This window comes from Spiroplasma clarkii (genome assembly GCF_002795265.1).
Classification (GTDB): Bacteria; Bacillota_I; Bacilli_A; order Mycoplasmatales; family Mycoplasmataceae; genus Spiroplasma_A; species Spiroplasma_A clarkii.
The window spans coordinates 1,045,282-1,065,449 of sequence record NZ_CP024870.1 but is presented as its reverse complement, the minus strand read 5'-3'; the positions used below and the strand labels follow the sequence as shown (position 1 = coordinate 1,065,449).

The 20,168-nt window shown below is 29.6% G+C and carries 18 protein-coding genes; 16 read left to right on the top strand and 2 right to left on the bottom strand.

Annotated features, from left to right (window positions below; genetic code table 4):
• Nucleotides 1-169 precede the first annotated feature (169 nt).
• The 6 genes from rpsO (at nt 170) to SCLAR_RS07360 (ending at nt 6,110) form a co-directional block, all read left to right on the top strand.
• Nucleotides 170-436, top strand: coding sequence for a 30S ribosomal protein S15 (rpsO, locus tag SCLAR_RS04795; RefSeq protein WP_100254797.1), 267 nt, complete (start codon nt 170-172; stop codon nt 434-436).
• Nucleotides 437-602: 166 nt separating this feature from the next.
• The gene (locus SCLAR_RS04790; RefSeq protein WP_100254796.1) at nt 603-3,107 is read left to right on the top strand and encodes a PTS sugar transporter subunit IIABC; all 2,505 of its coding nucleotides are present in this window, start codon (nt 603-605) and stop codon (nt 3,105-3,107) included.
• A 62-nt stretch (nt 3,108-3,169) separates the two neighbouring features.
• Nucleotides 3,170-3,889: a hypothetical protein gene (locus SCLAR_RS04785; protein WP_100254795.1), complete on the top strand. Its 720-nt coding sequence runs from the start codon at nt 3,170-3,172 to the stop codon at nt 3,887-3,889.
• A gap of 74 nt (nt 3,890-3,963) precedes the next feature.
• On the top strand, nt 3,964-5,433 hold the full coding sequence (locus SCLAR_RS04780; RefSeq protein WP_100254794.1) for a glycoside hydrolase family 1 protein: 1,470 nt from the start codon (nt 3,964-3,966) through the stop codon (nt 5,431-5,433).
• Nucleotides 5,423-5,767: a SemiSWEET family sugar transporter gene (locus tag SCLAR_RS04775; RefSeq protein WP_157795157.1), complete on the top strand. Its 345-nt coding sequence runs from the start codon at nt 5,423-5,425 to the stop codon at nt 5,765-5,767. Before SCLAR_RS04780 ends, SCLAR_RS04775 begins: the two co-directional genes overlap by 11 nt.
• A gap of 10 nt (nt 5,768-5,777) precedes the next feature.
• Nucleotides 5,778-6,110 carry a PQ-loop domain-containing transporter gene (locus tag SCLAR_RS07360; RefSeq protein WP_100254792.1) on the top strand — a complete coding sequence of 111 codons (333 nt, stop codon included), beginning with the start codon at nt 5,778-5,780 and terminating at the stop codon, nt 6,108-6,110.
• A gap of 109 nt (nt 6,111-6,219) precedes the next feature.
• Here SCLAR_RS07360 and SCLAR_RS04765 read toward each other — a convergent pair whose 3' ends face one another.
• A complete protein-coding gene (locus SCLAR_RS04765) occupies nt 6,220-7,053 on the bottom strand; it encodes a MurR/RpiR family transcriptional regulator (RefSeq protein ID WP_157795156.1) in 834 nt (277 codons plus the stop codon).
• A 107-nt stretch (nt 7,054-7,160) separates the two neighbouring features.
• Between SCLAR_RS04765 and SCLAR_RS04760 the strand changes: the two genes are divergently transcribed.
• The 3 genes from SCLAR_RS04760 to dcm all read left to right on the top strand — a co-directional run bounded on the left by SCLAR_RS04760 (nt 7,161) and on the right by dcm (nt 11,090).
• Nucleotides 7,161-7,859, top strand: a complete 699-nt coding sequence (locus tag SCLAR_RS04760) for an N-acetylmannosamine-6-phosphate 2-epimerase (RefSeq protein ID WP_100254790.1) — start codon at nt 7,161-7,163, stop codon at nt 7,857-7,859.
• Nucleotides 7,859-9,577: a PTS transporter subunit EIIC gene (locus SCLAR_RS04755; RefSeq protein ID WP_100254789.1), complete on the top strand. Its 1,719-nt coding sequence runs from the start codon at nt 7,859-7,861 to the stop codon at nt 9,575-9,577. The genes SCLAR_RS04760 and SCLAR_RS04755 overlap by 1 nt, the downstream gene beginning before the upstream one ends.
• A gap of 328 nt (nt 9,578-9,905) precedes the next feature.
• Nucleotides 9,906-11,090, top strand: coding sequence for a DNA (cytosine-5-)-methyltransferase (gene dcm, locus SCLAR_RS04750; protein WP_100254788.1), 1,185 nt, complete (start codon nt 9,906-9,908; stop codon nt 11,088-11,090).
• Nucleotides 11,091-11,094: 4 nt separating this feature from the next.
• On the opposite strand, the gene SCLAR_RS04745 is transcribed toward dcm, so the two are convergent.
• On the bottom strand, nt 11,095-11,757 hold the full coding sequence (locus SCLAR_RS04745; RefSeq protein WP_100254787.1) for an MAG4270 family putative restriction endonuclease: 663 nt from the start codon (nt 11,755-11,757) through the stop codon (nt 11,095-11,097).
• A 285-nt stretch (nt 11,758-12,042) separates the two neighbouring features.
• Between SCLAR_RS04745 and SCLAR_RS04740 the strand changes: the two genes are divergently transcribed.
• The 7 genes from SCLAR_RS04740 (at nt 12,043) to SCLAR_RS04710 (ending at nt 20,164) form a co-directional block, all read left to right on the top strand.
• On the top strand, nt 12,043-13,059 hold the full coding sequence (locus tag SCLAR_RS04740) for an AAA family ATPase (protein WP_100254786.1): 1,017 nt from the start codon (nt 12,043-12,045) through the stop codon (nt 13,057-13,059).
• A 143-nt stretch (nt 13,060-13,202) separates the two neighbouring features.
• The gene (locus tag SCLAR_RS04735; protein WP_100254785.1) at nt 13,203-14,666 is read left to right on the top strand and encodes a lipoprotein; all 1,464 of its coding nucleotides are present in this window, start codon (nt 13,203-13,205) and stop codon (nt 14,664-14,666) included.
• A 364-nt stretch (nt 14,667-15,030) separates the two neighbouring features.
• Nucleotides 15,031-16,515, top strand: coding sequence for a BglG family transcription antiterminator (locus SCLAR_RS04730; protein WP_100254784.1), 1,485 nt, complete (start codon nt 15,031-15,033; stop codon nt 16,513-16,515).
• A 96-nt stretch (nt 16,516-16,611) separates the two neighbouring features.
• Nucleotides 16,612-17,616, top strand: a complete 1,005-nt coding sequence (locus SCLAR_RS04725) for a phospho-furanose lactonase (protein WP_100254783.1) — start codon at nt 16,612-16,614, stop codon at nt 17,614-17,616.
• 15 nt (nt 17,617-17,631) lie between these two features.
• Nucleotides 17,632-19,392: a PTS ascorbate transporter subunit IIC gene (locus SCLAR_RS04720; protein ID WP_100254782.1), complete on the top strand. Its 1,761-nt coding sequence runs from the start codon at nt 17,632-17,634 to the stop codon at nt 19,390-19,392.
• 20 nt (nt 19,393-19,412) lie between these two features.
• Nucleotides 19,413-19,691 carry a PTS sugar transporter subunit IIB gene (locus SCLAR_RS04715; RefSeq protein WP_100254781.1) on the top strand — a complete coding sequence of 93 codons (279 nt, stop codon included), beginning with the start codon at nt 19,413-19,415 and terminating at the stop codon, nt 19,689-19,691.
• The gene (locus SCLAR_RS04710; RefSeq protein ID WP_100254780.1) at nt 19,691-20,164 is read left to right on the top strand and encodes a PTS sugar transporter subunit IIA; all 474 of its coding nucleotides are present in this window, start codon (nt 19,691-19,693) and stop codon (nt 20,162-20,164) included. Before SCLAR_RS04715 ends, SCLAR_RS04710 begins: the two co-directional genes overlap by 1 nt.
• Nucleotides 20,165-20,168 lie beyond the last annotated feature (4 nt).

Sequence of the window (20,168 nt, the reverse complement as noted above, 5' to 3'; positions counted from 1 at the left end):
GATTGGTCTGACTTGAAGATTAAATATGTTATTCTTGACATTGTGCTAGGACCAGAGTATAATTTTTATTGTATTGATGTTTACTCGTTGCATAGATTCAAACCCTTTAAATTTATGCTTTGAATAGACGCTTTTCAATCAAAAATTAGAAAAAGGGAGCAAACTAAAAATGGTTTCAAAAACACAAAAAGAACAAATTATTAAAGATTTTGGGGCAAATCCTCAAGATACTGGTAATGCTGAGGTTCAAGTAGCCTTACTAACAGCAGATATTGCAAATTTAACTGAGCATTTAAGTGTTCACAAAAAAGATATCACTTCAAGAAGAAGTTTGTTAAAAAAAGTAGCTCAAAGAAGACACTTATTGAACTTTATTTTGAAAAAAGATGTTCAAAGATACAAAACTATTATTGAAAAACTAGGAATTAGAAAATAAGTAATAGTAAGCAAAACAACCCTAAGTTAGGGTTGTTTTTATTTTGTAAAACATTTCAACAATTATTTTTTAAAAATTCAATTATTTTAGACTTTTTACTGTCCAATGGTATGGAAAAAAACTAGTTCTTTTAAAAATATAATCAGGTTGAAAGGAATAAAAAAATATGAGCAAAAAAATTAATGTTTATGCACCATGTGATGGTTATGTTGATAAAATTCAAAATATTGAAGATCAAACATTTGCAGATGGTTTACTGGGTGATGGTTTTTTTATAAAACCTGAGTCTAATAAGTTTTACTCACCAGTTAAGGGTAAATTAACCCAAATATTTAATACAAAACATGCATTTTACATAAGTTCTGAAGGAATAAACATATTAATGCATATTGGTATTGATACAGTTAAACTGGCTGGGAAGCCTTTTCAAGTTGTTGCAACTGAAGGAAGTCATGTTGACCAAAACGGTGTTTTAGTTGAAGTTGATTTAACAAACATTTCAAATCAAAAAATAAAAACTGAAACTCCAGTTGTGTTTCAAAGTCAACCTGGTTTAAAAATAACTTGGATTAAAACTGGAAAAGTTAAACAAGGTGATTTAATCTGTGAAGTGAATTTTGAAGTTGAAGACAAAACTTCTAATAAAACAGTCATGCCAGTAAATTTCACAGGTAAATATGAAACAGTTGCTATGGAAATTAACAATTTTGTTGGTGGAAAAGCAAATTATAAAAAATTTTATAACTGTATGACAAGATTGAGAATAATAATCAAAGATAAAAATGCAGTTGCTATTGATAAAATTAAAAAAATTTCAATTGTCAAAGGGATAAATTGAAATGGTGAGGAACTACAAATCATTATTGGAGGAGAAGTTTACAAAGTTAGAGAAGCACTTGAAAAATACTTAGATGATCTTAACAATCAACAATTAAATATCAGGGTCAATAAAAGTACAACATTTTCAGCTAAAATATTGGCTGCTTTGGGAGGAATAGTTACTCCAATTTTACCAATCTTGATGGGTGCAGGATTACTAAAAGCACTTGTTTCTGTGTTGCAAATATCTGGAGCAATCCAAACCATCCCCTCAGGAACACTAGCAGCAAATCTTGGAGCTTATGATCTCTTTTCTGTCATTATGTATTTAATTTCAGATGTTGGATTACTAATGATTGGGTTCTTTTTTGGCTACTCAACAGTTAGATACTTGGGGGGTAGTACCTATGTTGGTGGGTTAGTTGCTTTAACTTTAGTAGCACCAGCTTTATTTAGTGGTCAATTTGCCTTTATCTACTTTACAGTTTTAAATGTAAAAGTTGGAATTAGAGGTTATACTTCATCAGTGGTGCCTCAAGTTGGTGCAGCTTTTATCTACTTTTACTTTGATAAATGAGTCCAAAAGTGAATGCCTAAAAGTGTTGACATTATCTTTCGTCCAGCACTTTCAGTTCTCTTTACAACTTTAATTGTTTTCATGATTGTGGGACCAATTTTAGGTTTCTTTGAAGCTATGGTTGGAAATGGGGTTAAATACCTAGAAACTGCACCTTTAGGAATTGGCACTGCAGTTTATTCAGGGTTAAGACAAATGTTAGTTTTAACTGGCTTACATACAACAGTCACTTCACTAATAGGAGCTGCTGGTTGATATAGTGGACAAAGTTTTAATTTAATGATGGCTGTATCATTAGCTGTTTTTGGTCAAATTGGATCTGGAGTTGGGGTTGTTGTTAGAACAAAAAACTCAAATATTAGAGCTGCAGCATATGGAGCATTACCAGCAGCTGTCTTTGGAATCACTGAACCAATTATTTATGGGGTTAATCTTCCAAAAGTAAGACCATTTTTCTTTGGATGTCTTGGTGCTGCTTGTGCTGGATTAGTTGCTGGAATTATTGGAGTTAATGCTTATTCAGGAGCAGGTCAAGGGGTTTTATTTTTTACTGGAATGTTTCCAACTGATGACTCAACTTTAACGTCAGCAATGTTAGTAAAAAATGTTTTAGGATATGTTGCTTCAATGTTGGTGGCCATCTTAGTACCATTGGGATTAGTGATTCTTTTTTATAAAGAAAGAGTTGCTGAACTAAAAGGAACAAAAAAACTAAATAACTTAGTTTACAAAGTTTTAGTAAAAAAATTTAATTTTTCAAAAAATCAAGATCTTGAAACTCTAACTTTAGATTTAAATAAATTGACTGACTGCGTTAGTGGTGAAAATAGCAAAAAAATTAAAAAGCTAGACACCTTGTTTAATAAAAAAGTAAAAATTCAGATTTTGATTACAAAAGTTCAAAGCAATGAAGATAAAATCAAAGAGAAGTTTGCAACATTTGCTAATAAAAACTATGTTAAAGGTCGACAAGCAAATGTTGTTAAATATAACAACCTTTATCACCAAGTTGATTTTAAAAAAAAATACTTACAATTGAATGCTGAGTTAAATAACATAAATCAAGAAATGAAAGAATTAGAAAATTGATTTAATGCTTTACAAGCAAATTATTTAAAGGATGTTGAAAGTATTCTTGAAAAACTAAATGATAGAACTAACTCAAAGATTTTCAAACCTTTAGTTAATAATTATTTTAATGTCATAAATTCATTCCCAATTAGTTATCAAATGGTTGAAGCATTACCAATTGAATTTAAATTAAATAAAAAGTAGCAAATAAATATTTAGTGATACAATTTCATTAAATATTTTTTACATTTGAAAGGAGTGTAATAATGTACTTTACAAAAGACATTTCAAGAATTACTAGAACATCGCTTAAACAAATTAAAGTTTATCAAAGTTCAGGATTACTTGGAGATGATATTTATAATGGTGAAGGTAAATTATGTTTGAATGATTTACAGCTTAAAAAACTATTTGAAATAAAAATGTTACAAGAAATTTGTTTTTCAACAAAACAGATTAAAATATTGTATGACAATAACTTAACTGAACAAGCTACAAAAAATATGTTTGAACATTATGTTGAGTCTTGTGAAAAAGGGTTGGTGCTGTTTAAAAATAGTTATGCTCAATCATACCAGGACACAAACTTTGCTGATAGAGATCTTTACTGACTATTTTCACATAATTATCATGTCGATAATGTTTTATATGAAATGTATAGTTGAAGAAAAAAATGGTATACTGATGAGAAAACAAAAAAATATATTAGAGAAATCAGGAGAAAATTATTTTTATGCATGGATGGTTTTAATTATGCTGAAGAAGAATATTATTTTAAACGAGTCTCGGTGTATTTTGAAATACTTTACAACTTCTTTTTAGAATACCACTTAAATAAAAGCTTTTTATACTTAATCGCTTACATTCAATGAATTACAACTTCAGATCGTTATAAAAGACAAATGTTTAAACTAATTGGAGTCTTTCACTGTGTTGAACTGTATGAACTATCACTAAAATGAGTGGCAATCAAAAGTTGAAAGTAAAATTTTACAGACCTAAGGCTATGAATTTTAATTAATAAATCAATTATAAAATAATGTCAAAGGAGAAAATAGAAATGAAAAAATATAAATTTACAAAAGAATTTTTGCTTGGTGGAGCAGTTGCTGCCCACCAATTTGAAGGTGGTTGAGATCAAGATGGAAAAGGTCTCTCAATTGCTGATCTAAGAAGATACAACCCAAATTTAAATCGTAAAGATATAAACACTGAAAGAGCAATGACAAAAGCAAAACTAGCAGAGGCCCTAAATCCACCAAAGGATTTAGTGTTTCCAAAAAGACATGGCATTGATTTTTATAACAATTGAAAACAAGATATTAACATGTTTGGAGAAATGAAAATGAAAATTTTTAGAACATCAATTTCTTGACCAAGAATTTTCCCCAATGGAGATGAAACTAAACCAAATGAAGCTGGATTGGAATTTTATGATAAAGTTTTTAAAGAATGTAAAGAGCAAGGCATTGAACCATTGGTTACCCTTTCACATTATGAAACTCCATATCATTTAGTAGAAAAATATGGGGGCTGAAAAAGTAAAGAGTTAATTAATTTTTTCACAAACTTTGCAGAAGTTGTCTTTAAAAGATACAAAAACTTAGTTAAATACTGAATGCCATTTAATGAAATCAATGCAGCCATCTACTCAGTTTGAGCAGGAGCTGGTCTGAAAGATGATGAAGAAAACATTGAAACAAAATCCTATCAAGCAATGCACAATTTGTTTGTGGCAAATGCACTAGCAAATAAAATTGGTAAATCAATTAATCAGGATTTTAAGATTGGGTGTATGATCGCAGGAATGATGACTTATCCATTTGACTGCAAGCCAGAAAATGTTTTATTAAATTTGCATCAAGAACAGAGAAGAAAGTACTTTTATTTTGATGTGGCAGTTGGTGGCTATTATCCAAATTACATTAAAAAATATTGAGAAAGAAAAAATATTAAGTTAGATATTACAACTGAAGAACTTGAAATTATAAAAAATAATACCTCTGATTTTTCAGGCTTTAGTTATTATATGTCTGGAGTGTACTCAGTTGATGAGCAAGAGTTGGTTGAAGGTAACTTGATCAAATTTGGTAAAAACCCTTATCTAGATTCAAATCAATGAGGCTGACAAATTGACCCAGTTGGTTTGAGAGTAATGATGAACCAAATTTATGATAGATATCAAAAACCAGTCTTTATTGCTGAAAATGGATTAGGCTTTGTTGAAGAAATGAAAAACTCAAGTGAAATAATCCAAGATGATTATCGAATTGAATATTTAAAAAAACACCTTCAACAGCTTCTACTTGCCATAAATGAGGATGGGGTTGAATGTTTGGGGTACACACTTTGGACACCCATTGATGTAATTTCTCATGGTACAAGTGAAATGACAAAAAGATATGGTTTGATTTATGTAGATCAAGATGACTTTGGAAATGGAACAAGAAAAAGATATAAGAAAAAATCATTTGCTTGGTTTAAAAATGTTATTGAGACACTTGGTGAAACTTTGTGAGATGAAGATTAAAGTGTGAGCAAACATTATTGGTTGATGTGCAACATCAATGAGTGCCATTTTCTTAATACCTCAAATTTATTTAACATTTAAAAAGAAAGATGCCCTTAGTTTAAGTCTATTTATGCTTGGTTGCATATTCTTCTCATCAATTCTATGAACTATTTATGGGATCCATTTTAAAAATTTGCCCCTGTCAGTTAATAATATTTCAATATTTATCTTAAATATTTTGCTGATAGGATTAAAAATTTATTATACAATTGCTTACAAAAAATATCTTTTAATTGCAGATAAATACTTGTTTTTAAATGAGTTGAGTGAGAAAGAAATTGCAGCAAGGTAAACTTTAACAAATGATCTGAACTCTAATTGGGATTTTTGCATCGATATTTACATTTGTAAGATATGTTCCACAATTAATTAAAGTTGCTAGAACTCATAATGTGAGGGGTATTTCCATAATTAGTTTATTAATTACTGTTTTGTTTTTCATTTTATGGAGTATTCAAGCAATTATATTAAAAGATTATATGGTGTTAAGTAGTTCTTTACTTTCACTAATTCAAGTTATTGTGATTTTGGTACTAACCTTTATTTGAAAAGACAACAGTAAAATTAATGATAAAAAGTGAATTTATATACTAAAGTATCATAAAAAATCTAAAAAAAATAACACAAATCAATAAGTAGATAAATCTAAATAAATATTCAAAAAACCTCACTAAGTATAGTATCAAAATAAATTTCTTTATTATTAGATGCTAGACAGGTGAGGTTTTTATCTCAGGACAAAAGCTATTTTTTGTTTCATTCATCAATGATGTTGTTGCCTCTTTCAATTAGAGACGAGTTTGAACCATGCAAATTATGATAAACTGCAGTAAAAATTAAATCAGCTAAAACAAGCTGAGAGATTTTTGAACTAATTGCTGTAATTCTTTTCTCTTGTTCAAAAACTGCAAAACTAATAAAGAAATTAATTTTTGTTTTGTAATGGTATTGTTTGTTTGAGGTTAAAACACAAAGTGGTATTTTAAATTCTAAACATTTCTCAACTAAAAAATTAATTTCTTTTGCAGTCATTGTTTTAGAAACTACAATCATTAAATCATCAGTTGTTAATTTGGTTAAATTCAGCAATTGCATATGAAAGTCATGATTTGTCATAACATCAAAGCCAATTTTTTCAAGATTCATCCCTAATTCATTGCAAGCAGTTCAACTTGATCCCAAACCAAACAATTGAATTTTTTTGGTTTGACAAATTTTGTCAACTAACTGAGAAATAACGATTTGTTGCACATCACTCAAAGTTTCATAGATTGAGTAGGTGTGGTAAACTCGAAGATTGTTCATCACTGCACTGATAGATAAATCATTGGTTTGAATCAAACTTGGTTCTAAATTTGTTATTTTTTTTGCAATCATAATTTGAAATGCTTTTAGACTTTTGAAGTCTAATTTTTTATACAACCGAGTTATGGTTGAATTAGAAACATTAGCCTGTTTGGAAATGTCACTAATTTTATTAGTTACAAAAAAATGGGGATTGTTATTGATAAAATCCACCAAGTAACTTTCTGAACTTGTTAATTTGTTAATTCTTTCGACATATTTTACGATATACATTTTCACTATCACCAGTATGATTATACATCTTTGGAAATTGTTTACACAATCAATTTTAAATCTCATAAATAATATTCTTTGCTTATTATATAAAAGAAAGGAGTAATATGATTAACAAACTAAAAAATAAATTAATTGTTTCATGTCAAGCAGTTGATGATGAACCTTTAAATGACAGCTTGGTTATTGCTAAAATGGCTTATGCTTGTCAAGTGGGAGGTGCTCAGGTTTTACGATTAAGTCAAGCAGAGCACATTAAAGAAGTTAAAAAACTAATTAATGTCCCAATAATTGGTTTAATTAAACAACATTATCTTGATTCAGAAGTGTACATTACCCCAACAATAGCAGAAGTGCGCAATCTAGTTGCCTTAAATGTTGACATAATTGCTTTGGATGCCACTTTAAGAATTAGAGCTGGAGGTCAAACTTTAGGTCAATTGTTTGGCAAAATTAAAGCAGAATTTCCCAAACAGTTATTAATGGCAGATTGTAGTACTATTTTAGAAATGCAAAATGCCCAAGAACTAGGTTTTGACTTTGTTAGTACCACTTTAAGAGGTTACACAAATGCCACAATTAATCAAAATAACATTGAAAAAGATTATGAATTTATTAAAGCAGCTCAAAAAGTTATAAAAATTCCTTTAATTGTTGAGGGAGGAATTTGAGATCCTCAAACTGCCAAAGAAATTTTACAACTTGGAGTTCATGCTATTGTTGTTGGGGGTGCAATAACCCGACCTCAACTTATTGTTAAACACTGATTGGAAAAAATCTTTGCAGAGAAAAAGGAAGATGCATAATGAAAAAACACAAAGAAAGTACAAATTTTAAAAGTACAATGATGGAATTTCTACAAAAATTTGGTAGGGGTTTAATGCTACCAATCAGTATTTTACCTTTTGCTGGATTATTATTGGGAATTGGGGGAGCAATTGGCAGCAATGTTCATTCACTTGCTGGAGAAATTAGTGCTGGAGTATTCAATGGAATGAGCAGCATTATTTTTTCAAATTTACCAATTTTATTTTGTGTGGCAGTATTAATTACTTTCACTGGAGAATCAGGAAGTGCAGCACTGATGGGAATAATTGGGTATTTGGTTTTTACCTCTTCACAAACTGTCTTTATTCATTCTGCTCCCAATGGTGGTTTTTTAAACATTCTTTGATTTCATAATCAACCAGGTTTAGCATCACTTGTTGGGCAAAATTTAGGAATAAAATCATTACAAACTTCATTGTTTGGAGGGATCTTAATTGGGTTTTTAGTGGCTTGAATTTATAACAAGTTCAAATATATACAGTTGCCAAATCTAATTAGTTTCTTTTCAGGAATTAGGTTTTTACCATTCTTAATCATTCCCCTAGCATTCGCAACAGCACTTGGGTTTTTAATTTTTTGACCTTGAATTGGGTTAGGAATTTATTGACTAGGAGCAAAAGCAATGTTAGCACCAGTTGGGGTGGATGGTTTCATTTATGGAATCATTACAAGAGCTTTAATGCCCTTTGGACTGCACCAAATTGTAGTTGCAGTGGCTTATCAAACTCCATTTGGAGGAAGTTTAAAATTAGAACAATTGTTAAATCTTAAAAATGTAGCTCCAATGGTACATTTAACTTTACTTGAAGCTTTTTTAAACTTCTCAAAAGGAGCAATTATTATTGAAGGAGATCAAAATCTTTGAAATTTCATCAATTCAATTCCTTTAAATCAAATTAATGGCATCCCAATTTTTGAATGATTTCACCAAAACTTTAATATTTATGCTGGGCGTTTTACACAAGATTACCCAACATATTTAGGATTATGTGTTGGAATTGGAGCTGCTTTAATTTTAGCAGCAGATAAAGATAAGAGAAAAATAACTGCTTCAGTTATTGGTAGTGCAGTTTTTGTAGCATTTTTAACAGGAATTACTGAACCATTAGAGTTTACCTTCTTATTTGTAGCACCAGTACTGTACTATGCAGTTTATGTGCCTTTAAGTGGGGTAAGTTATATGTTAATGCAATTAGTTGGAGCCCATGTTGGAGTTGGCTTTGCTAGAGGGTTTATTGACTTAATGGTATATGGTGCATTACCTGTAATGAAGGGAACCAGATTTTACTGAGCCTTTCTGTTTGCACCACTTGAAGGTGGTTTAATTTTCTTAATATTTTATTCTGTAATTAAGAAGAAAAACCTAGCAACTCCAGGAAGAAATGGCAATGATGTTGTTTTAATGACTAAAAAAACTTATAAACAAACTGTCAACAAAACTGAACCAACAGGCTTAGAACCAAGAACAATTGAGGTTTTAACAGCCTTAGGAGGTTATGAGAACCTTAAATCAGTCACTAGTTGTGCCACTAGACTGCGAGTAGTTTTACTTGATGGAACTTTAGTTGACAAAGAGAAGTTGAAACAACTAGGAGCATCTGGGGTTATTGTGAAGCAAAACAATGTCCAAGTTATTTTTGGTGGCGAAGCTATTGTTTTAGCTGAAAAAATCAACAACAATTGAAATAGCAATTAAGCAGGTAACTGCTTTTTTTATACTTTATACATTAAAAATGTAGTTTATTGTTATGATTTTAAAATTATTTACAGATTTTAATTTTTATATGTATAATAATATTCATACAAAAAGATTCACTTGTCTAAATGATCACTTACATTTTCAAATTAATTTATGTATTTTTTGAGCACTATTAATACTCAAATTTTTTAACATTTCATTATTTAGATGAATTATTTTTTTGTAGACTATAACAATAGGTACAGATAATAGTAAATATATTTGAATTTTAGGGTGTAATTCAAGTATAATTAAGGGGTTATTTCGATTATTTCGGGAGGTTGTCATGAAGAAAAAAATTGTGGAAACATTTGCTGGAATTGGATCTCAGGCAAAGGCATTGGAACGATTAAAAAAAGATTTTCCTAAGTTTGATTATGAAATTACCCATACATGCGAATGGTTTGTTGATGCAATTATTGGTTATGCTGCAATTCATAACAACTTAAAATCACCTGAATACTTAAAATATTATAATGAAGATATTAAAAAAATAACCCTTGAGTTAAAAAGGTTGAATATTTCTCAAAATTCCAAAGAACCATTAAGAGCAATTGGTAGTCTCTCAGAAGAGAGGCAGAGAAGGGTTTATGCCTCAATTAAAGTTAATAAAAATTTAGTAGATATTACCACTGTTTCTGGGACAAGTTTTGCTGATAATAACATTGATTTATTGACTTATTCTTTTCCTTGTCAAGATCTCTCAATTGCTGGTAAAGGAAAGGGAATGGCTGTTGATTCGAATACACGTTCAAGTCTTTTGTGACATATTGAACGGATTTTGTCTGAATTACATGAACAAAAAAATCTTCCCCAATATTTATTGATGGAAAATGTCTCTGCCATTACCCATAAAAAACACAAAGAAAGCTTAGAATTTTTTAAATCTAGTTTGAACAATTTAGGATATACTAATCTTGAATTTATTTTAGATGCTGCAGATTTTGGTATTCCTCAGTCCCGTAAAAGGTACTTTTTAATTTCTAAGTTGAATGATCCAAGTTTTAACCTTAATTTTAATGATCTTAATATTAAATCTGCTCCATTTGCAAAATATATTGATTTAAAAGCAATGACTCCAACAAATCGTCATGAACTTTATGTTGCTGCCATTAAAGCACAAATCGATAGAGAAAAGATTACTGAACCACTTAAAGTAAAATACAAGAATTTAAATGTTTATCCAACGTTTAATCAAGCAAATATTGTCACAGGTTTAGATTGCCACAACATTGCCACAATTACTTTTTCAGGAGAAAATTCCCGACAAAGAATTTTAACCATTAAAAGAGGTAAATTTAGAGTCCTAAATTTAGGAGCAAAAGAAAACCTTCTCTTAATGGGCTTTGATAAACGTGATTATGCTAAAATGCTCAAACAAGAAATCACCACTGAGAAGATCAGAAGCCTGGCTGGCAACTCAATTGTGGTTGATGTTTTGTATAATATTTTTAAAAAGATCTTCACTTAATGCCTTATTCAAGGTCATTTTTAATTTTCTTTTTGTAATTTGTTTTTCGTACAGAAAAAATTTTCTTGTTATAGATTTTCATAAAGACATCGTAGTTTCTCGGGAACAATCCAAAGTAATCTTGCAGTGAAATGAAACTTTCTGCATTTTGGAACAACTTTACAATTTCTTCTTTTTTCAATTTGCTGTTTTTTTCATAGATTGCATTGAAAAAGTTAACAAACCAGTGGTAGTTTAAACCAGTGCTATTTTCTTCATCAAAAATAACAATTGGTGAATTCTCTTGTTTAGAAATTGATCCATTAGGATTACTTCCCTTAACTAAACAGTCTGTTGATAAGACTGTATCAAAGTGACCAACAATGTACTCATTTAATGCTACTACATCTCCTGTAAAATTAACTCTGATAATTTGGTTATCATTTAAATTATCTAAAAATAGTTCACGGCACTTAACTACCTTTTTACTATTTCAATAAGATGTATTTCTCATTAAATTATCTGTCATTCTGTAAGTGAAACCTTCGTTTAATAAAGCAAATTGATGAAATGATTTACCTGTCTCACTATTTATAAAGATGTATGCTTTACCTGAATAGACATCTTTACTAGCTTTGCTTTCTAAATATGCTTTGGATGCATATGGTATTTCAATTATATATGTCATTTTTTCCCCCTCAAACTCTATTTTATATTATTAATTTAGAAAATCACACTCATATATTAATTTATTAAACTTTTTTATACCTACATACATTTATTTTAACACTTTATTATAAATTTTTAGTAAGATATTTTAATTCAATTTAATTTTATGGAGATGCAAATTTTGTTTTTCTGAAGAGAAACTTTTTTAATGTCTAAATAACAGATTTCAGCAGTTAGATAAAAACATTTGCAGATTGCTATGAATTTTAAGCATTTAAGTTAAAATTACCTTGGAGGCAAGTTTATGCAAAATTCTATACTACTTAACAAACTAATAAACTTTGTAAAATCATTATCAAATGAAGATTTTTCAAGTTTAGTAAAAATATACAATACATACAAGCAATCAGATTACTATGAACCAGATTTTTTGCCTGATGATTTTATCAAAAAAATGCAAGTGGCAAATGCTACAAAGAGATATGATGTTGAAACTACAAATAATTTAGCAAATGAAACAATTGAAAAATTTGTTTTGGTAAGCAAATTTTATTCTGATGAAATAAGAAAAATTAATTTAATAATTCAAAATAATGAAATTTTAAAAAAAATTAATGGTGCAAAAATAATTTGTTATGGTGAGACAGGAACTGGTAAAGCAACCTTAATTAATAAAATCATTTCAGACAATCCATCAATTAAATATGCAAAAGAAGTTAATTTGACTGAACTAGTGTCATATAAAATGGGGCAAACTCAACTCAATTTATTAAAACTATCCAGAGAGCTAGCAAAAACTCAAGAAAAGACAATCATTTTTATTGATGAATTAGATTCGATAATAAATAAGCGTCTGAATTCAGATCTAGGTGAACACTCAAGAATTGTAGCAACTTTTTTGAAGTTTATTGATGAACTACCTGAAAATGTGATACTCTTTGCAGCAACTAATCATTTATCACTAATTGATGAGGCTGTTGTGAGAAGGTCTAATATCCAATTGGAAACCCACCCACTTTATATTGATGAATTTTTAGAGCTGTTACCTTTAATTGGTTTCAAATTAGAAAAGGGTAAAAAAGCAACTATGAAAAGTATTTTTAAGAATAGGTCATTTACTTTTGCAGATTTTGTGGCAATTCAAACTGAATTAATTATTATTGATTACATTGAAAAAGAAAGAAAACCAGAATTTTGAATCATCTTTATTAAAAAATTTATTGGTGCAAATATCCTTGAAAATTTAGAACATGTAGAGTGATCGCTAAGGGATAAAATAATGTTAAAAAAACATAAAATTATTGATCTTAATAACTTTTAGGTGGTGTAAAGGCTGCAATTTTTTCTTTTATTAAGAATGTTAGCAAAAACAACTTAAAGTTTACATTTATTGAGAATTGTATTGTTTTTCAGTAAATTAATTCGTATAATTCTCTTGATACATCAGATCAGGGAATAATATATATGAAAAAACTATTAACTATTTTATCAAGTTTAACTATAACTGCCACTAGTTCAGTTGCTGTGGTTGCCTGTAATCAACCAAAAGAAGAAGTTGTTGAATATACTCCAAGTGAGAAAAAATATCCAACAAGTTCAACATATCAATCTTCAAGAACAGAACTTGTTGATGAAGCTACAATAATTGATGGTATTAAAAAGGATGCAGAACATAAAAAAGATTCAGGTAATGTTTCAGTTTACTTTTTGAAAAGAAATGCAGCCTTTGGTGGAGTGCAATCACTGTTAAGTATTGCCAATACCTTACAAGATGGTGGCGAAGTTTACTATTCATTATCACAAAACATTGCTCCAGGTGATGCCAATGGAGAAGATTCAATTGCTTATCATAAACTAACTAGAAAATATGCTTCTAAATTTCATTTTCAAATCACAAACAATAATTCCACTTACATTGTTGATGAAGACTTACAAGGAATTTTTACAGCAGTTGGTGACAAAAAAGTTGATCTTTATCTTGAAGACTTTCAATTATTTGATGCTGCAGATAGAGATGTTTCAATTGTAGAACAATTGTTACCATATATGCCAAAAATAAACACAATTACCATTACAACTGATGGAACTGCACAATTAGATTTTGAAAGACGTAGTCAAGTCTGATTAAGCAGTATTCCAGAAGATTACAAAACATATCTAACTCAAGTATGAAGTGATCTAATTGCTGGTAAAACACCAACAATTGATAGTAAATATTATTTTGATTTAGATAAAATTTTACCAACTCTTACTTTAAAAAATGTCAAGCAAGAAAAATTTGCTAATGCTTGAGCTGCTTCTGCTAGAATTTATGTTGATTCATTAGAACAACCTTACACTTGAAATCAAGTAAGTACAGGTTTAGCAAGTGCATTTTCTCGATTAACTGAAGAGAATCAAAAATTATTTAAAGAAATTTATGGAATAGATAATGTTACTCTTAGTGCTGGGGACTACATTATCCACACAGGAAACTTAATTAAAGACAATCATGTTACACTTCTAAATGTTGAGGCAGAAAATGTTAAAGCAACTCATGAAGCAAACCCTAATAAAAAGATTATTTACAAACCTCACCCACGTGAAGATAGTCAGTATTATGAACAATTGATTACAAAAATTGCAGGATTTGTAGAAGAAGATGTTGAAGAAGTGAAAGAATGATTTAGTATCGCTAGAGCACAAACACCAATTGAAGTTTTTGCCTTAACTGGAGTTTATCGTTCATCAGAGGATAAAAACTTTGAATATAGTGTTACTGCAACCTCAACAACTGTTTTAGGTTTGTATGAAGCTGATGCAAAAGATGACATAGTTAAATACGTTTTTGCAGATGCTGCACAAGAAAATCACTTGAGAGCTATGTATGGAGCAAGTAATGATGGAGTAATTGACTGAAGAAAATCAAATTTAACAGCTAGTGTTTAAAATAATTAAAACCCGTCAGATGGTGGGTTTTTTATTTGCAAAACAAGGCATACAAGTTATTGAAATGGACATTTCCCCTTGTGAACCCATAAATTTGTCAAGAAACATCTTTATTTTATCTTGAATTTATCAGGATTTTTCATGGATGTTTTTTAGAATGACCACCAATACCTAAATTCTTAAAATATTTCTGGGTATTGGTTTTTTAGTGGAATTTTTATGTATAATAATTAAGGATAGGTAAAAATTATTAGTAATTGCTTACTGATTTGCTTAATTTTTAAAAAAACTCAAGATCTCAAAGTAAAACTGAGACAAACTACCTTTATAAATTAATTATACTTAATAACTTGTGAGGTGACTTATGTTATTAGATGCAAAAGACAGAAAACTTTTAAACTACTTATTGCAATCAAAAAACAAGTGGGAGATAAATTATCTTTGTCAAAAGTTAAATTTCAGTCGCTCAAATTTTAATTATCACTTAGAACACATTAACAATCTTTTATGTAAAAATAATTTAAACCCAATTTCTTTAAAACAAAGAGAAAATTTTCAAGTGGATAAAGTAAGAAGTTTTTATGAGAATATTGTTAAAAAAGATAGTGCTATTTTTTTAAACTCAAATGAGCGGAAACTGGTTTTGATTGTTTTATTATTATTTAACAAACAATTAACCTTAAAAAACATCACCAAAATTTTAGAAGTATCAGTTAATTCAATTTTTAATGATATTGAAGCTTTAAAAAAAGATGAATATATCAAGCATTTACAAATTGAGTTTTACATCAACAAACAAGGTTATGCCATTACAGGCAATACTTTTAATTTACACAAACTTTTGATCAATACTATTATTGAAATAACTGAAATAGATCATGACAAAAGTATTTTATATTTTTTAATTAATACTTTAAATTTTGATGATTATAATATTTTGTCAAAAAACAAAATTACTAGTGAAGAGTTTTATCACCAAATTTTAAAATTAGTTTGTGAAATGTATCAAGGAATCAACTTTACAAATTTTGATGAACAAACTTTAAGTTTGATGATTTTAATTTTGTTTACCAGAAAGTTCAATTTTGAACTACCAGAAAGTGATTTTTTATATTATCGATCACAAAAAGACATCTTTAGTAAAACCCAGTGATATGAACTTGCTTCAACTTTGGTTGACAAGGTTAAGTTAAACTATTTGCCAAACACTCATGATATTGGACATTTTGAAAAAATCTACATTGCCCAAATTATTTCTTCAAACATTTCTGCAGAAATTAAAGCTGATGATTTGGCAAGTAAAACTTACACAAATTATTTTCAAAAATTAAGAACTCATTTTGAAAAACTTGGCTATGATGTCAATCATAAATTAAATTTAGTGAACTTTGTAAAAACCTGTTGTTACTTTGAGTTAATCCCATTTAAAAATCTTTTTGATGGCAACTGGCTATATGAAAAAATTAAAAATTTTAAAAATTGTCCTGAGTTAAAAAAATATATTAAAGATTTACAAAGTTACTTTAGTAAAAATGAGGGTTTAGACTTTAAAACCAATTTATATAATTTTTATTTATTAGCTAGTGTTTTTTTAACAGGAATCACCAAGTTTCCAGTTCCAATTATTAAGTTTCAACCAAAAGATGTGGTTTTAATTTCCAATTTAAAAACCATCAATTTAAATTTATGAATCCATAAAGTTTTGAATAAATATAAAAGCATAGAAAGCTATTGTGTAATTTCTCCACAATTTTATCTGCTAAACAAAGCAGATTTTAAACATCTAGACCAAATTGCCAATCAGTATCTTAAAGGAGAACCTCAAATTGTAGTAGTTCTTAACGATTAATCATTTTTTATTAATTTTTTGGTCATAATAATAACCATTCTTTTAAAACTAGACTTTTTTTACAGGTGATAAGATTTTAGTGAAGGAGGATTGATTATGACTAATCAAAAAAAATTTGTAAGAACAATTTTGGGAGATATAGACCCAAAAGACATGGGAGTTGTTGACTGCCATGACCATCTCATTAAAAATGGTGGACCAGAAATGGAAGAACACGTTGACTTTTTGATGATAGATACAGCAGCAGCTCAAAAAGAGTTGCAAAGTTATCTTGATGCTGGAGGAAAAACAATGGTGACAATGGACCCACCCAATGTTGGTAGAGATGTACCTAGGATGTTAGAAATTGCCAAGAATTTTAAAGGCAAAGCACATCTAATTATGTCAACAGGTTTTCATAAAGCTAAGTTTTATGACAAGTACTGTTCATGATTAAAAACTGTTGGTGAAGACAAAATTGTAGCAATGATGGTGGCAGAAATTGAAGAAGGTATGGATATCCATTCATATAATGGACCAGTGGTTGAAAGAGTTGCTGCTAAGGCAGGAATCATTAAAGTTGGAACTGGTTATGCTACTATTGACCCATTAGAACAAAAAAGTTTACGAATTGCTGCAAAAACTAACTTAAAAACAGGAGTACCAATTTTGATTCACACTCAGCTTGGAACAATGGCTTTGGAAGTGTGTCAGGAATTGTTAAGTTTAGGAGTGAAACCAGATAAAATTATTTTATCTCACTTAAATAAAAACCCAGATAAATACTATTATGAAAAAGTTTGTCAACAAGGAGTCTTTATTGCTTTTGATGGACCTGATCGTGCTAAGTACTACCCAGACAGTTTATTAGCAGAAAATATTAAGTATTTAATTGATAAAGGTTATCAAAAACAAATATTATTAGCAATGGATGCTGGAAGGTTTTATTATCAAACTGCTTATTCAGCAACAAAAGGACATATCAGCTATGGAATAGCTTATATGTTAACACATTTTGTACCGTTATTAAAAGAAATTGGAGTAAGTCAAAGTGCTATTGATGATATCTTGGTTAATAACCCACAAGTGGCACTTGCCTTTGATAATTCAAAAAGAAATTAAGGGAGTGTGATTTTTGTGGCAAACACAGAAAAAAAACGCAATGATTTAGATCACCCAGAAGCTGGTGTGAAAAATCGTTTAAAAAAACAAACACCCAAATGAGTTAAAATTACTATTTGAGTAAGTTTGCTAGTAATTTTATTAACTTTCATTATTGTTTGTTTAGCAATCAAACGAGGAGATATTCTAAACACTGTTTTTTATCAAGTTTTAGTAAATAACGTTTTAGCAGTACCTTCAATTTTAATCGGAATCATTGTTTTATTAGGTTACTTATTACAAGGTAAAGCCTGATTTGATGCAGTGGCTGGTATGTTTAAAGGAATTTGTGGTTATTTAATTTTACAAATTGGGAGTTCATTCCTAACTGGTGTCTCTCGTCCATTAATGGTTTTATTTGGAAAATTAATGGGAACTAATGTAGTTTTATTAGACACTTATACAAGTTGAAGTGAAATTAATGAAGCTTTAGGTACTGCAGTTTCAATTATTAGTTATACAGTGTTAATTGGATTAGCCTTTAACATCTTACTGGTTGCTTTGAAAAAAATCACAAACGTGAGAAGCATTAATGTGACAGGTCACATTATGTTTCAACAATCTAGTGTTGTGGTAGCTATTATGTATTTCTTTGTTTTCAAAGATATTGCAAATGAATCAACTAAACAATTATTAATTATTTTAGCAAGTGGAATTTTAATTGGTTTGTATTGAGGGGTTTTTTCAAACCTAGCTTATGCACCAACTCAAAAAGTTTCCAATAATGCTGGTTTTACAATCGGTCATCAACAAATGTTAGGGGTGTGAGCTGCTTATCATGCTGGTAGAATGTTTGCTTTAAAAGGTAAAGAAGTTAAATCAGCTGAAAAACTAAATTTAAAAAAAGGATTTAGAATTTTCCATGATAACATCTTTACATCTGCAATTCTACTACTAGTTTTCTTTGGAGTGTTATTTATCACTGTTAGAATTCAAGGTAGTTGACCAGAATTATTAACCGGAATTGGTGGTTACAATTTATTTGGGGACAAACACTGAATTTTACAATTATTTGGTTTAGTTTTCATAGTTGTAGCAGCCTTGCAAGTCTTGATGTTTGGAGCAAGAATGTTCGTGGCAGAATTGCAAAAATCATTTATTGGAATTAGTGGCAAACTAATTCCTGGAGCAAGTGTCGGGATTGACATTGCTGGATCTTTTTCATATGGAGAAAAAGCAGTAACTTTTGGTTTCTTAGCTGGAGCCATTGGCAATTTCTTGGGAATTGGGTTAGTAGTTTTACTAGGTCAAGTTGCCAATATTAACGTTTTTAGAGTAATTATTATGGTTGGATTTATTCCAATGTTCTTTGATGGAGCTGCCTTAGGGTTATATGCTAATGCTAGTGGGGGTTGAAAAGCTTGTCTAACAATTCCCTTTATAGCAGGATTTATCATTGTTTTTGGAGCAGTCTTAGTAGTTCAAACTGGTGGAAGCACTGGACAAATTTTTCAAATTGGTTATAATGGATTATTTGACTGAACCACAATGTGAGCTATTATCTTAGCAATTCTTTCATCAGTTCCATCAGCTGTGGGAATGGGGTTATTATTTGTAGTAGCACTATTCTTTATCTTGATTGCCCAAATGACAACCACTGAACCTGGTAAGTCTATGCCAATCAAAAGATTATTGTTGAAAAAATGAATTAAAAAAGATGAAGAACTAGCAACAGAACTGGCTGCCGCAAAGCAAGCCAAGGCTGAGGCTAAATTAAATAAACAAAATAAAAGCTAATAGAAAAAAAGGTGAAAAATATGAAAAAAATATTATGTGCTTGCGGTAATGGAATGGGCAGTTCGCTGATGATCAAGATAAAAGTTGAAAAAGTTTTAGAAAAATTAGGCATTGATGGTAAAGTTGATACCTCTTCAATTGGTGAAGCCAAAGGGATTGCAGATAACTATGATGTGGTGTTATGTTCAACTTACTTAGAAGAAGATTTAGATGACTGTTCTGCTTTTGTGGTTGGTTTAGAAAACTTAATGGACGAAGCTCAAATTGAAATTGGATTAAAACAAGCATTTAACATATAATGGCACAATTAGATTTTTTACAATCATTAATTGCAAATGCATCAATTGTGGTGCAACAAACTTGTAAAGATTGAATTGCTGCAGTCCAACTTTGTTTTGAACCATTAATAAAAAACCAAATAGTTAAACCAAGTTATGTTCAAGGGGTCATTGATAACACCAATGCTCATGGTCCTTACTACTTAATTTGTCCAAACCTTGCTATGCCTCATGCTGATTCAAAAGCAGGAGCATTGGGAGATGGATTTAGTTTACTAACCTTAAAAGAACCAGTTTACTTTGACACTCATAAAGTTTCAGTCTTAATTGGGTTTGCAGCTAAAAATAGTGAAGTTCACCTAGAAGTTGCTTTACCCCAAATTGTAGCAATCTTTGAAAATCAAGAAGTTGTTGAAAAATGTGCCCAAGCTCAATCCGTTGATGAAATTATTCAAATTATAAAAGCAATTGATTACTTTAAGTATCTAAAATAAAGGA